This window comes from Streptomyces sp. NPDC006393 (assembly GCF_040628575.1).
GTDB lineage: Bacteria > Actinomycetota > Actinomycetes > Streptomycetales > Streptomycetaceae > Streptomyces.
On record NZ_JBEXZD010000159.1, the window covers coordinates 1 to 13,898 of the forward strand.

The 13,898-nt window shown below is 68.8% G+C and carries 9 protein-coding genes and 2 pseudogenes; 6 read left to right on the forward strand and 5 right to left on the reverse strand.

Annotated features, from left to right (window positions below; all coding sequences use genetic code 11):
* Nucleotides 1-75, reverse strand: a pseudogene (locus tag ABZ484_RS36385) (helix-turn-helix domain-containing protein); the annotation flags it as partial.
* A gap of 1,235 nt (nucleotides 76-1,310) precedes the next feature.
* Here ABZ484_RS36385 and ABZ484_RS36390 point away from each other — a divergent pair.
* Nucleotides 1,311-1,811, forward strand: a complete 501-nt coding sequence (locus tag ABZ484_RS36390) for a hypothetical protein (RefSeq protein ID WP_358870240.1) — start codon at nucleotides 1,311-1,313, stop codon at nucleotides 1,809-1,811.
* 413 nt (nucleotides 1,812-2,224) lie between these two features.
* On the opposite strand, the gene ABZ484_RS36395 is transcribed toward ABZ484_RS36390, so the two are convergent.
* Both ABZ484_RS36395 and ABZ484_RS36400 read right to left on the reverse strand, forming a co-directional pair.
* On the reverse strand, nucleotides 2,225-2,926 hold the full coding sequence (locus ABZ484_RS36395) for an SDR family oxidoreductase (protein ID WP_358870241.1): 702 nt from the start codon (nucleotides 2,924-2,926) through the stop codon (nucleotides 2,225-2,227).
* Between the two features lie 102 nt (nucleotides 2,927-3,028).
* A complete protein-coding gene (locus ABZ484_RS36400; protein WP_358870242.1) occupies nucleotides 3,029-3,949 on the reverse strand; it encodes an NADP-dependent oxidoreductase in 921 nt (306 codons plus the stop codon).
* Nucleotides 3,950-4,031: 82 nt separating this feature from the next.
* Between ABZ484_RS36400 and ABZ484_RS36405 the strand changes: the two genes are divergently transcribed.
* On the forward strand, nucleotides 4,032-4,598 hold the full coding sequence (locus ABZ484_RS36405; protein ID WP_358870243.1) for a helix-turn-helix domain-containing protein: 567 nt from the start codon (nucleotides 4,032-4,034) through the stop codon (nucleotides 4,596-4,598).
* A 204-nt stretch (nucleotides 4,599-4,802) separates the two neighbouring features.
* Here ABZ484_RS36405 and ABZ484_RS36410 read toward each other — a convergent pair whose 3' ends face one another.
* Nucleotides 4,803-5,720, reverse strand: a complete 918-nt coding sequence (locus ABZ484_RS36410; protein ID WP_358870244.1) for a recombinase family protein — start codon at nucleotides 5,718-5,720, stop codon at nucleotides 4,803-4,805.
* Between the two features lie 270 nt (nucleotides 5,721-5,990).
* Here ABZ484_RS36410 and ABZ484_RS36415 point away from each other — a divergent pair, with 270 nt between their 5' ends.
* A complete protein-coding gene (locus tag ABZ484_RS36415) occupies nucleotides 5,991-6,899 on the forward strand; it encodes an alpha/beta hydrolase (RefSeq protein ID WP_358870245.1) in 909 nt (302 codons plus the stop codon).
* Between the two features lie 83 nt (nucleotides 6,900-6,982).
* Entirely contained in the window at nucleotides 6,983-7,876 is an 894-nt protein-coding gene (locus tag ABZ484_RS36420) for a helix-turn-helix transcriptional regulator (protein WP_358870246.1), read from the forward strand.
* 69 nt (nucleotides 7,877-7,945) lie between these two features.
* On the opposite strand, the gene ABZ484_RS36425 is transcribed toward ABZ484_RS36420, so the two are convergent.
* Complete coding sequence (locus tag ABZ484_RS36425; protein WP_358870247.1) at nucleotides 7,946-11,974, reverse strand: Tn3 family transposase; 4,029 nt, start codon at nucleotides 11,972-11,974, stop codon at nucleotides 7,946-7,948.
* Nucleotides 11,975-12,359: 385 nt separating this feature from the next.
* Between ABZ484_RS36425 and ABZ484_RS36430 the strand changes: the two are divergent.
* Together ABZ484_RS36430 and ABZ484_RS36435 are read left to right on the forward strand one after the other, a co-directional pair.
* Nucleotides 12,360-12,536, forward strand: a pseudogene (locus ABZ484_RS36430) (transposase); the annotation flags it as partial.
* Nucleotides 12,537-12,989: 453 nt separating this feature from the next.
* Nucleotides 12,990-13,898, forward strand: a 909-nt coding sequence (locus ABZ484_RS36435) for a PP2C family protein-serine/threonine phosphatase (protein WP_358870248.1), incomplete at its 3' end; no start/stop codon positions are given.

Below are 13,898 nucleotides of genomic sequence, written 5' to 3' on the forward strand. Positions count from 1 at the left end.
CCGCCGCCAGGTCACCACCGACCCGGTGCCCCGGCGGATGATCCGCAGCAGCCGCTGCCCCTCGTTGTCATCGATCTCGCGGACCCGGACACGCTAGCCATGACCTTGGGGGCGGGGCTGCTGCTCGCGCCGTCTGCGGCCGCGAGCGAGGCCGCTCCGCAGGGCTGCCCGCCGGACGTCTGGTACAAGGTGGTGTCATCGGGCGCTTCTTACGAAGCGATCGGCAGCACCGCCGGGAAGTACAACGCGAGTTCGACCTCGGCCATCCTGCGCTACGACCTGACCACCACCAAGTCGAAGCAGACAACCTGGAGCTTCGATCTGGGGGGCAGCCTGGACTTCGGAGTCGGGCAGGTGGAGTCCAAGACCAAGTACGACATCACCAAGGCAACAACTAGCGGCAAGACGGTCTCGAACACCCTGAACGTTCCGGGCAAGAGCTACGGATACACCACACCGAAGATCGAGCGTCGGAAGTTCACCATCGAGAAGTACCAGGACACAGCCAGCTGCGGCGCGCGCTTCCTCGGTAACATGGGAACTCTGGGCGGAATCACTGCCTACCCCTTCTTCTCCGAGTGCACGGCCAAGAGCGCGTGCACGCCTAAGCCGTAACGCTGCGGGAGCCGGGGCGAGGTGACCGCTCGCCCCGGACCTGCGGAACCTCTGACGATGCTGGGGGAAGCCCGATGGTCCGGAAGTTGACTTACACCGCTGTTGACCCGCCGCGTCGACGTGGTGCTCTGGTCGGTGTGGGTGTCCTCGCGGTGTTGGTTGCCGCTTGCGGACCTGGCGGGAGCGGCGACAGCCAGTCCTCTCCGCCTCGCGACGTTGTGGTCGACCTGGGTGGTGAGGTGGCCGTCCTGAAGGACCTGAACGCTCGCCCCCGGATCGTCGGGCAGCGGCCGGCCGGAGCTGAAAATGCAGACGCCTATCGTTTGGGCAGCCCACGACAGCTTGCCTCGGGAGTAGTCGTCGGCATACGCGATGGCGGAGTTGTCGCCGTAGAGCCGCGCACCCCCGGGCGAGCGGTCCTCCTCGGCCAAGCCAGTGCCTGGTTCCCCAGCGCCGACGGCAAGCAGTTGTGGGCCGTCACGGAAGAGGCAGCGGACACCGCATGCGTCGGCCAAACGCTGCCGCAGTCGGTCTCGACCCGCTACACCGTCAGCAGGTACGAGACCTCCGGACACCCATCCCGTACGAAACTGACGCTCCCGTGCGGTATGCGTCCGGTCGCTGACACGCCTGCGGGTCTGCTTGCCGAGCGCACCACGGGTGACACGGGCGGAACCGGATCAGGAGCGCGAGCGGTGACCGACATCGTCGTCCTCAACGCCCGGGTGGATGCGGCTGTGACGACTATCGCCACCAATGCCAGTGTGGTCGCCTCTGCTGACAACCGCGTGATCTGGCGTGACGACGCGTGCAGCACGGGAAAATGCACACGCTCCTACGACGTGGGAAAGCGCAAGAGCAAGGCCCTTCCCCCTTGCAAGGGCGGCGACACCGTGGGCGTGGGTACGGTCGATCCGGGCGGGCGCTGGTACGCAAGCGTCCTTGACTCCGACCGTCTGGCAGTCCTTGATCTGGACGACGGCAAGTGCCGTGAACTCGATGCATTGTCGCCTACCGACTCCAGCGATCTGGAACAGACGTTCGCTGTCGCCTGGGCAGGCGAGAACCTGATGATGCTCGATCAGCGGTCCGGGACTCTCACCTCCGTGGATGCTTCGTCCAACAAGATCGACCAGCGATCCGAACCACTCTCGGTCGTCAACCAGGCCCAGATCTGGGGCGCGGGCACCAACTGAGAAGGTCAGCTGTCCGACGGCCCCGGACCTCTGGTCGGGGCCGTCGGACAGCTATCCCAAGCGTGTGCACCGACACAGGGTGACGATCGGCCTACGGCTACGGCGAATACGCGACCCTTGAACATGCGGGCCTACCAGTCAGCCCGGGTCGCCATCTCCCTCATGACGTACGCGCTCATCGCCGGACTGCCGATGAGCGCCGTGACGCTCGGCAAGACCCACTAAACCCTGGCTGGCACTCGGCACTTCTCTGGTTGCCGTCGGCTTGCGCCTCAGGCTCGAGCTTGCGAAGGGCCGGTTGCGTAGTGCCCGGGAGCGTAAGGCGGGACATCGCGTCCGCGCGTGCGCCACACCGCCGCAGCCGACACCGACGACCGCAGCGGATCACCACACCCTGGCAGGGTCGTTCTCGGTCACAGGGGGCGTTTGTGGACACCGATACCGCCGGAGACGATGAGGTTGTCCCCGGTGATGTACGTTGCCGCATCGGAGGCGAGGAAGGCCACCGCTTCGGCGATGTCGGCGGGGGTGCCCACACGGGCAAGTGGCACCGTCGTGGCCGCCCATTCGTCGAGTTGCTCGCGGGTGATGCCCATCTTGCTGTACGCCGGGGTGTCGATCATGCCGGGGCTGACGGCGTTGACGCGAATCCCGCGAGGTGCGAGTTCCATGGCTGCGGAGCGCATCATCGGCAGCAGGGCTCCCTTGGCGGCGGCCTGGGCGGGGTCGGCGCCTTCGCCGGCGCCCACGGTGAACACGACCGAGGAGCCGTCACTCAGGAGCGGCAGGGCCTTTTGCAGGGTGAAGAAGGTTCCCTTGACGTTGATGTCGAAGAGCGCGTTGAAAGCGGTCTCGTCGGTAGCGGAGATCGACCCGGGCCGGGAGATGCCCGCGTTGAGATAGAGCAGATCAAGGAAGCCGAGGTGCTTACGTGCCTGCTCGATCGCGTGGTCGAGGTCGCTGAGGGAACCTGCATCGGCTTGGACGACAAGGACGTCCTTGGGCAGGCCGGTGTTGGACGTGGTTTCCCGCCCGGTGACCATGACGCTGTAGCCACGTGCGTGCAGCAGTTCTGCTGTGGCCTTTCCGATGCCGCTGGTTCCGCCGGTGATCATCGCTGTCTTTGCTGGCATGACCTTGGTTCCTAACGCTTGAGGGGGATGGGCGCTGCGCCCGGGTTCTGGAGGCCCGCACTTCAGGCCTGCGCGGTAGTGCTTTCAGAGCGTGACGACGATCTTTCCGTGGACGCCGCGCCCTGACTGCAGCTGTACGGCGTCCCGGATCTGCTCGATGGGGAAGGTGGCGGCGATCGGCACGGTGAGGTCTCCGGCGACGATGACGTCGGTGATCCGCTTCAGGTCCTCCGGGTGGGCGTTGACGCCGCCGGTGGCCTGTACGCCCTCGGGCGGGTTGGGGGCCGCGATCGTGGAGATCCGGTTTGCGGGGACGCCGAGGGCGAGCGCTGCTTCGGCTGCTTCCGTGCCGAACAGGTCGGCGGCCGCGCTGATGCCCTCGGGGGCGATGGCGCCTACACGGTCCTTGAGGCCGGGGCCGTAGGTGACGGGGTCGACGCCGAACCGCCGCAGGAAGTCGAAGGTGCCTTCGGAGGCGGTTCCGATCACCCGGGCGCCGGCGAGCTTGGCGAGCTGGGCGGCGAACACGCCGACGCCGCCGGCCGCGCCGCCGATCAGGACGGTGTCCCCTGCTTTCACGCCGGCCGCTGCCAACGCGGCTGAGGCTGTCATCCCTGCCACCGCGAGGGTGGCGGCCACCTCATCGCTGATCTCCGCGGGAGTGTGCTGGAGCGTGTCCGCGCCGGCGGGGTCGACCACCACGAAGTCGGCGGCGGCCCGGCCCGTCACGGCGCCATAGACGCGGTCGCCCACGGCGAAGCCGGAGACGCCCTCGCCGACCTCGTCCACGGTGCCGGCGAAGTCCGTGGCGAAGCCGGACGGCAGGCTGATGCCGAACTGCTGCGCAACCTCAGGCACCGAGGACAGGACCCAGTCCATGGGGTTGAGGCCGACCACTGCCACGCGGACGCGCACTTTCCCTGATCCCACGTGCGGCTCCGGCACCTCCCGCAGGTCCAGTACCTCCGGCCCTCCGAACGTGTCGTAGATAACGGCTCGGCTCACGATATAGCTCCACATAAGTGATGGGACTTTGTCCTATCACTGTACACAAGGAGGATGAGACTAAGTCCCGTAAGCTGTGTGTATGGCTCGCTGGCAACCCAACGCATCACAACGCCTAGCCGACGCGGCCCTGGACCTGTTCGCGGAGCGCGGTTACGACAACACGACCGTGCTCGACATCGCGCAGCGCGCGGGACTGGCCAAGAGCACCTTCTTCCGGCACTTTGAGAACAAGCGGGCGGTGCTCTTCGGTGAGGACGCGGTCACCGGGCCGCTGGTCGCGGCGATCTCAGAGGCACCCCCGGAGGCCACCCCGCTGGAAGCGGTCGGGCGCGGTATCGAGGCTCTCGGGCAGAGTGTTTTCACTCCGGCCCACCGGGCCTTCAGCGCACGGCGGCGCACTGCCATCGAGGCCCATCCGGATCTGCAGGAACGCGAGGCTCTGAAGGGTCTGAGCCTCACCGGGTCCATAGCCCAGGCCCTATCGGATCGCGGGGCCTCTGCGCTTGTTGCCCGAGCGGTCGCTGAACTGGCTGCCCTCGCGCTGAAGGTCGCCTACGAGCAGTGGAGCGACACCGACAACGCCGATGACTACGGCGACCTTGCCCGGCGGATCCTCAGCGACGTACAGGCCGCGGTCTCGAAGTAGCACTTCACCCTGCGTGAACGGTTGGCTTCGTTCACGAGAAGTGACTCGTGATCAAAGCCAACCGTGCCTTGCACGATCGAAACCGCACGTCAGTAACCGCCGTCGGTGCCACCTATCGTGCTTCGGCACAGGAGCCTGAGCGTCGCGGCCTCTCTCGGCCTCGGGGAACATCGGTACAGCGGTTATCGGTGAGAACGATCTTGTTCAGGGTGTGAGGGTGCTGACACGGTTCTCGTACTCGCGGCGGGCCTTGCGTTGGGCCGGGACTGCGGGGAGGCCCTGACCGCCGTCGAGCGGCCGGCAGCGGGCGAGGAACTGGCGGTGCACGGAGGGTGCGGCGGTGACGCGCAGGGTGTAGCCCTGGCTGCGCCGTACGGTCACCCCCTGGTCGAGGGCGGCCCGCTCGGCGGGGTCCAGCTCGGTGGTGCGGAGGAAGTCGGCGACCTTGCCCGGCATGTCGAGGGCCACCGGCAGCTCGGGGGCCGGGATGTCCTCCTCGGTGGCGGTGTGCTCGGGCAGGAGGTCGGCGACGGCCGTGCGGATGGCGCCGCGGCTGACGTCGTGGTCGCGGGCGAGCGCGGCGATCGAGCGGCCTTCCAGGTAGGCGGTGCGCACGTCGTCGGTCTTGTCGGCCGGCACGGCGGGGCGGCGTCCGCCCTTGCTGCCCTTGGCTTCGGCGGCGCGCAGTCCGTCGTAGGTCAGTTCGCGTTGGAGGTCGCGTTGGAGTTCGCCGGCGGCGGCGAGGGTCTGCACCATGAACTTCACGGTTGACAGCAGCTCGCCGGTGCGCGGGTGGCGGGCGGTGAGGTCCATCGCGGAGAACGCGCCGTCGTGGATGCGCAGGGCGAGGCGGTCGCGGTGGAGGACGTCGAGCACGTCGAGGATGTGACCGGTGCCGCGGACGAGGCGGAACATCTCGGAGATGTGCACGGTGTCGCCTGGCCGCGCGTAGTCGAGGAGCGCGCGGAACTTCGGCCGCTGGAGGGGGTGGAGCCGGCTGGAGGTGCCCGGGTCCTCCTCGAAGACGACCGGGTCCTCGATGCCGGCCTCGTCCAGGACGGGGTTCTGTCGGGCGGTCGACTGCTGGTCGGTCGAGACCCGCTTGTAGACCAGGTTCGCCATCGGGCCCCTTCCGCGCGGTGGAACGGACCCTATCTGTCGTCAAACCCTGTCATCAATCACCAACGGATCTGATTGGATCGACGCCGCCCAGGTGTCTCGGAATGTCCGGGTTCATTGGACAGCCGCCGCACCTGTCATCAAACGATCGTTTGACGACAGGAGTGGCTAGCCTCGGGGTCACGCGACGTGTGGGGTACCTAGGAAAGATTCTTCCCATTGTGGACCAGCCGCGCCGCAGGCACTGTCGAAGTATCGACAGAGGAGTACAGAGTGCAGCGCAAGATCAGCTTTGGCCGGGACGGTATGACCCTGGTGGGCAACCTGTTCACCCCGGACGGCTTCGATGAGAACCGCCGCTACCCGGCCGTGATCGTGCAGGGGTCGTTCACGTCGGTCAAGGAGCAGATGGCAGGGACCTACGCGGAGAGGTTCTCCGAGCAGGGCTTCGTCGCCCTGAGCTTCGACTACGCCCACTACGGTGAGAGCGAGGGCCAGCCGCGTCAGTACGAGTCGCCGGCCGAGAAGCTCAGCGACCTGAAGGCGGCGGTCACGTTCCTGACCGGGCTCCCCTACGTGGAGGGCGTCGGCATGGTCGGGGTGTGCACGTCGGCCAGCAATGGGGTCTACCTCGCCGCGCAGGACCCGCGCGTCAAGGGTCTGGCGACGATCGCCGGGTTCCTCGCCGACCCGGACGTGTTCGCCAGCACCTACGGCGAGGACGGTCTGGCCGCGCGCCGCAAGCAGGCCGCCGCGGCCCGGAAGAAGTACGAGGAGAGCGGCGAGGCGACCCTCATCACGGTCTACAGCGAGACCGACAAGGACGCGGCGAACTACGCCCCCGTCCAGGGCGCCTACGACTACTACACCAACACCTCGCGCGGCAACGTTGCGCAGTACCGGAACGAGCTGGACGTCTCGTCGTGGACGACCTGGCTCACCCTTGACGCGCTGGGCCAGGCCCCGTCCGTCACCATTCCGACGATCGTCGTCCACTCCGACGGCAGCGCCCTGCCCGAGAACGCCAAGAAGCTCCACGAGGCTGTCCAGGGCCCCAAGGAGCTCGTCTGGTCCGACGGGAACCACTTCGACTACTACGACTCGCCGAAGCAGATCGACAACGCCATCGCGCACGTAACCCGCTTCTTCCGCACCCACCTCACCGAGAGGCAGCCGGCCTGACCCCCGGCCCCCACACCTGACCCCGCGAGACGCTGTGTCCCAGGACCGCTGGTCCTGGGACACAGCCGAAGGCTGTGAGAGACGTGAGCGCGAAGAACCCGCACCTCGAAGAACTCGGCCAGTTCCTGAAGGCACGCCGCAGCGAACTCAACCCCGCCGACCTGGGGCTGGACCCGGGAGACCCGGGATCCCGCCGCGTATCCGGATTGCGGCGCGAAGAGGTCGCGGCGCTGGTGGCGATCAGCCAGGACTACTACGCCCGCATCGAGCAAGGACGCCTCGCTCCGTCCGAACCGGTCCTCGAAGCCCTCTCCGACGCTCTGCGCCTCACCCCCGACCAGCGCACCTACGCCGAAAGCCTCGCCCGGCAGGCCGAACGCCGCACCCCGCCCAGGAACCGTACGACAGCAGTACGCCCGCAGCTCCAACGCCTCCTGGACCAGCTGACCGACACACCGGCGTTCGTAGTGGGCAAGTACCTCGACATCCTCGCCTGGAACCCGCTCGCCGCCGCCCTACTGCTCCACATCGACAAGAAGCCCCCCAAGGAGCGCAACCACATCCGGATGCTGTTCACCGACCCCCGGATGAAGGACTACTACCCCGACTGGGAGGCCATGGCCCGCGACGGCGTCGCACTGCTGCGCATGCAGGCCGCCGCCAATCCCACCGATCCGCAGCTGACCTCGCTCGTGGGAGAGATGTCAGTAGTCAGCTCGCAGTTCCGCCGCTGGTGGGCGGCCCGAAACGTCGCCCAGCCGAAGTTCGGCACCAAGACCATCCGCCACCCCGACCTCGGCGACCTCACCGTCGACTGGGACAGCTTCCACTGGGCGGGCGACCCTGACCAGTACCTGACCATGTGGTCAACCGCACCCGGCTCACCCACCCACGAAAAGCTCCGCATCCTCGCCTCCTGGCTCGCAGCCGCACCGGCCCGCGACGACACCGGAAACCGGGGCCGGAGCGTGCCCTGACCCGCCTAGCGGGCTCCCGCGCACGCTGCCCTCCAGCCGTGCAACCGCAGCGGCCACATCTGCTCACACCTACTCCGGTATGCCGTCGTCGTTCTCGTCCAGCTCGACCGCGTCCGGATCGCGCAGCGGGCGCAGGGCGCCGGCGGCCGGGATCGAGGCCGTAAAGCTGTAGCGGCCGAGTAGGTTCAGGTTGCTGTGCTTGAGCGGGGACAGCCGGGCGATGTCCTCGTCGCGGATCTCGTGGCCCTCGGCGCGGAGCGCCTCGACTGCGGCGTCGATGTACTTCGTCGTCCACAGCACGATGGCGTTGAGGACCAGGCCGAGCGCGCCGAGCTGGTCCTCCATGCCGTCCCGGTACGCCTGGTGGATGGTGCCGCGCTTGCCGTGGCACACGTCCCGGGCGAGCTTGTGGCGGGACTCCTGCACGGTGAGCTGCCGGTTCATCTGGCGCCGGTAGGTGTCGTCCACCGGGTCGACCACGCGCAGCAGGTGCTCGGTCTTCGCGACCCGCCCGTACTCGGCGAACGCCGCCCCCAGCGGCGTCGGGCGGCCGTCGCGGCCGGACATGCGCAGCAGGTCGTAGGCGCGGACCTGGTTGGTGACCAGGGAACCGGCGACCTTCAGCATGTCGGGCCAGTGCGTGATCACCTTGTTCAGGTTGACCCGGTTGCGGGCCAGGTCCTCCACCGGGCCGTACGTACCGGTCTCGACGCCGGGCATGGTGGCCCGCCAGAACCGCTGGTCGTCCAGGTCGCGGAAGCGGGGGCTGAAGTTGTAGCCGAGGATCTTGAACAGGCCGAACACCATGTCGGAGTACGAGGCGTTGTCGGTCGCCACCATCTCCGGCTTCACGCCGCCGTCGAGGTTCAGCAGCGCGTCCAGGATGTGCAGGGAGTCGCGCGGCGTGCCGGGCACCACCATCTGCCCGATGCCCGCGACCTGGTCGTTGACGGCGTTGAGCCAGATGATGCCCCGCTTGAACCCGAAGTACTTCGGCGACGGGGCGGCGTTGATGGTGCGCACCGGCACCTGGAAGCGCAGCCCGTCCACGGAGGCGAGCAGCCCCTCCCCCCAGAACTGCACGATCGGGATGCCGGCCTGGGCAGCGATAAGAGCTGCGTTCGCCGCGGCGATGGTGTCGGCGCGCAGATAGTACTGGTCGACGTGCACGAGCCGGGCCCGGGTCAGGGCCTCGTAGCCGGGATTGACCACCGGGGTCAGGCCGATGTTGCACGCCTCGGAAACCAACAGCGCGACCATGGACGTGGGCAGGTCCTTCATCCGGGTCGTGCCGTCGCCGAGGTGTACGAAGGCATCGAGGAACCCGGTCCAGGCGTTCACCTCGAACAGCAGGTCCGGCAGGTCGATCTTCGGGAGCATCTTCTCGACCCGCTTGCGTAGCCAGGTCAGCGACTTGGGCTCGCCGAGCGCGCCGAGCTTGTCGACGTTCAGCTTCACCCGGCCGTCGTCCTGCACCTCGATGGACACCTTCGCCGCCGGCCCGGCCTCCGTGAGGCGTTCGGCGAGCTGCTTCCATCCGGCGTCCAAGCCCCGCACCAGCTCCGCCAGGTGCTCGGTGACGGGCATGTCCAGGCTCAGGGCCGCCAGGACGTCCTCCTCGACCGCGTTCCAGTCCGGGCCCTCCAGGAGGCGGGCGCGCGGGTTGGACCAGCGGTGCGAGGGCGAGGCGAACACGTCGCGGTTGTTCAGAGCCCGGTGCAGCTGCTCCAGCACACACACCACGTAGGCGTCCCGATCCACCGCGCCCTGTGGCAGATCGGGGTTGGCGTACACCGCCTTGCGCCAAGCCGGCGGCACGAGCTTGTCGTCCACCTCGCGCGGCAGCAGCGGCTTCACCCCGACCTTCCGCCGCGCCAGCGCCGGAAGCCCGCGCACCCCGGCCAGGACCCGCTTGCCCGCGCTCGCCGCGTCGAGCGCCTTCGACTCGCCCAGCAGCGCGAGGAACGGGCGGACCGTGGCGTACCGGGTCGCCAGCGCGGCCCGCATCGCGACGTCGGCCGTGTTCTCGTCCTCGGGCACCAGGGTCACCACGGTGGCCGCCGCGCTCATCACGGCGGCGCGCGGGGCGACCTCCTCCACCGCCGCCCACAGCGCGGCCACGTCCAGGTCCGCCTCCTGCTCCTCGACCAGCTCCAGCTCCTCGAACAGCACCTTCGCCGCCTGCGCGAGCGTGCGCGATGCCTTCTCCAGCTGCGGCAGCATCGACAGCCGCTCCTTCTCCGTCTTCCGTTTCGCGGCGTTCAGCAGCCGGGTGGCCATCAGGACCTGGAAGAGATCCTTCAGCTCGTCCAGGGCGGCCCAGAGTTGTCTGATGTGCCGGGCTGTGAGCCGGCCCGTGTCGTCGAGGTGGACGGCGCAGGCTGTGGTGGTGTCGACAAGTCGTTCCAGGGCGTCCGCGACGGCGTCCGTGCCCGCGGTGTGCCGGGCGAGGGCGGGCAGTTCGGCCGCGGCGAGCGCGATGACGGTACGGGCTTCGGCGAGGGTGCGGTAGGCCTCCCGGCGCAGCGCCCACCGCTTGGTGCGGTCGTCGGACTCACCGAGGACGTGCACCAGATAGGCATGTGCGGTGCTCCCGGCCGCGGCGAGCCGCGCCCGTACGCGGCCGCCGCGCTGTGCTGGCATCGGCAGATGTCCGACGAGCAGCACGAGCGCGCAGGCCAGCAGGGTCTCGCCGATCCGGCTGACGGAGGCCTGCGGCTCACCGCCGGCCATGACCAGAGCGAGGACGAGGACGGTGACGACGGCGGTCTGCGCGGCGAAGTGCCGGGTGGCGACGGGGAGGAGCGCCCCGCAGACCGCGACCAGTGCAATCAGCCCGGCAGGCCGGGGCAGCAGCGCGGCGAGCCCGGCGAACACCAGGGCGCCCAGCACGGTGCCGGCGGCCCGGCACAGTACCCGGGAAGCGAGCGGCCCGAGGTCGGGCTTGACGAGGAAGACGGTGGTGGCGGGCAGCCAGTACCAGTGCTGGTGCTGTCCGTACCAGCGGGTGTGGTGCAGCGCCTGGGCGATGGCGGCGGCAGCCCCGAAGCAAACGGAGACTCGCAGCCCGTACTCGCGGCCGCCGGTGCCGAGCGCGGCGTGCAAGGCGCTCCCGATACCCCGCCGGCGCCCGACCAGCCCTCGGTCGGCGCTCTCACCCCGGTCGAAGGCCTCGGCCGCGTGCAGCAGGGCGTCATCGAGAGCACGCAGGGCGGGGGCCGACCGGTGGGGGGCGGGCAGGGGTCCGGGGCTGGTGTTGCCGCGGACGGCGGCGGCGAGCCGCCGGGGCCCTTCCGCGGTCCGCGCCGAGACCGGCTCCTCCGACCAGAGCAGGGCGGTGGCGGCCTCGGCGAGGGGTAGTGCGGCCGCGAACTGCGCGTGCAGCCGGCGCTCGGTGGCGGAGCCGACGTACCGGCGCAGCCGGGGTCCGGCGAAGACGTCCTGGGCATGGTCGAGGGCGGCGGTGAGCGCGGCCCGCCGGGCCGTGGCCCGTTCACCGCCCACAGCGTCGAGGAGCGCCGCGACGGCGTCGTACACCTCAGCGACTGCCGCCCGCTCCCCGCCGAAGCGGAAGTCCCCGGCGAGCGAACCGGGCGTGGGCAGGGCGAACCGCAGCACGAGCAGCCAGCCGGCCCCGGCGAGAAAGGCGAGCGCCCGCTGCCAGCCGCTCTCGGCCGCCGGCATCCCGGCGCCGATCGCGGCGCCGACGAGCAGTTGCGTTCCCGCGGCGGAGGCGACGGCCCCGACCGCGCTGATGCCACCGGCGGCCAACCCCAGCAGGGTGAGCACCACGGTCAGCGGTACGGCGGCCAGTCCCCGCCCCGCGTACGTGCCCGCGAGCAGCCCCAGCGCCCCGGCGAGCGCGGGCACCCCGAGCCGCTCGACAGAGGCCCGGCGGCTGCCGAGCCGGTCGTTGATGCCCGCGAGCATCGCGGCGATGGCGGCGAGGACACCGAGCGCGGTGTGCCCCGTACCGACGCCGGCGAGCAGCAACGGCCCGGCGGCGAGCGCACCACGTGTCACCGCGCCCCAGGGCATGGGACCGCGCTGGACGCGCAGGGCATGGGCGAGCCAGAGGGGTGCGGCGAGCCGGGACACAGGGCTCCTGTCGTACGCAGCCGGAATGTGACTTGCCTAAGGACGACGGTGGCCGCGTGGGCTGGGCTTCCACGGTAGGGGGCCTTCCCGGTGCGAACGGGGGCGATCACGTTTCAGATATGTGAAAGCTTGCCGTGGCGACCGGTTTTTGATGAATGCAATGCGCCGACGAGGATTCCCCTCGGCTTCAGTCACGGCGGCGACGAAGGCCTCGGGTCCGGCCCGCGGCGTACCAGCCGCCTCTCGTTCGTCACCCACTCGCAGCGTGCCGCAGGCACTCCGTGCGCGGCCTGCGCTTGGCGAGGTTGTCGATCGAGGAAATGTGGATCACGGCCTCGGAGCTGGCGGTGAGGGTCTCGCAATCGCGGGCAAGACGGCGGTGTATCTCGACCGCAGGCCCATCAGCCAACCGGTCAAGGTGGAGCTGTGCGATGCGTTCGACGCGATCCTCTACGTCAACCGCATGAGAATCCCCTGGAAATACCTTTCGCACGACTTCCCGAACCACGGCACCGTCTACGCCTACTACGCCGCCTGGCGAGACGAGGGGGTCTTCGCCCGCCACCGGCCTGCCGCGGTGTGGGTCATCTGACGTGGCACGCCATTCGCCGCACGCAGTAGCAGCCGAGTTGCCGCCCCGCCAGCAGACGGGTGCATCATCCCAAGCGCAAATCAGATCACACTTCGTGAACACGCAGAGAATATTTTTATACCGTAGAAATCTCCATGAAACAGACAGTAGGCACGGTAACTGAGTACACGAACGACCAGATCCGAGGCATCGGAGCGGTGTAAGGCGGGCGGATCCAAACTGCTGACCGAAGTAGTGCCGACCAACCGGCCAGCCCGCTTGCTCCCAGGCGGGAAAGCCCTTCGTCATTCTCCTCAGGAGCCTGGTAACCCATGTCCACGCAGCTGTGCCTGCGGTACCCCTCCCGAAGAGGCCGCCCCTCCCGGAAATACAGACCGATCCGCCGGGATCACCGTCGCCCGCCCCTGGAAGAAGTGACGTCTCATGCCGCCCACCCCCGCCGCCAGCATGAACCTCAACGCCATGAAGGTTGCCCGTCTGCTCCCCGCGTTCTTGATCCTTGGCGGGATGGGCGCCGACCTGTTCGCTCCCGAGCCATACATGGGTCTGCCCTTGCTGGCCGCTGCGCCCCTTGTGGGGTGCGTCGTCCTGCGTACCCGCGCAAGTATCGGCGTCGCTGCCGCGGCCTGTGTGGCCAGTGTTGCCATTGATCTATGGATGGGCCGCCCCCTCCCCGCGATTTTGGTGGACTTGGGTGTGGTGGGTCTGATCAGCCTCATCGGCCTGTGGGTCAGCCACCTGATGTCTCGGCAGCGAGGCCACCTGACCGTGGCGCGTGACATCGCCGAGGCGACACAGCGGGCCGTGCTGCCCTCGCCGCCCGAACGTGTGGGGTCCTTCGATGTTGCCGCCCGGTACGAGCCCGCTCAGGCTGAAGCAAGGATCGGTGGTGACCTCTACGCGGTGCAGGAGACACCCTTCGGTTTGCGGGCCATCGTGGGCGACGTCGTCGGGAAAGGCATGGGGGCTGTGCCCGCCGTCTCCGCCGTCCTGGGCACATTCCGGGAGGCCGCCGAGGCCGCACCCGACCTTGGCGTGCTCGCGCAACGGTTGGATCACGCCCTCGAACGGGACTGCCACGCCGACGAAGAGGGTGCCGAATGCTGCACCACAGCCCTGCTCGTCGAGGTCCCGCCTGACGGCGGCACGATCACTCTGCTCTCCCTGGGCCACCCTGCGCCATATCTTCTTCACGCGGGAAAGGTCACACAACTGGTGCCGACCACCCCCGATCTGCCGCTCGGCACCGGACTACCCGAAACCTACGACAGCACTCCAGACACTTATCTTCTGCCCCCCGACGCCACCGTCCTCATGCTCACCGACGGCGTA

Excerpts from the sequence above, each read along its gene's own strand:
- ABZ484_RS36395 (WP_358870241.1), bottom strand. The coding sequence starts at position 2,926 with ATGATCACCGGCGGAACCAGCGGCATCGGAAAGGCCACAGCAGAACTG.
- ABZ484_RS36410 (WP_358870244.1), bottom strand. The coding sequence starts at position 5,720 with ATGGCGAACCTGGTCTACAAGCGGGTCTCGACCGACCAGCAGTCGACC.
- ABZ484_RS36405 (WP_358870243.1), top strand. The coding sequence starts at position 4,032 with ATGGCTCGCTGGCAACCCAACGCATCACAACGCCTAGCCGACGCGGCC.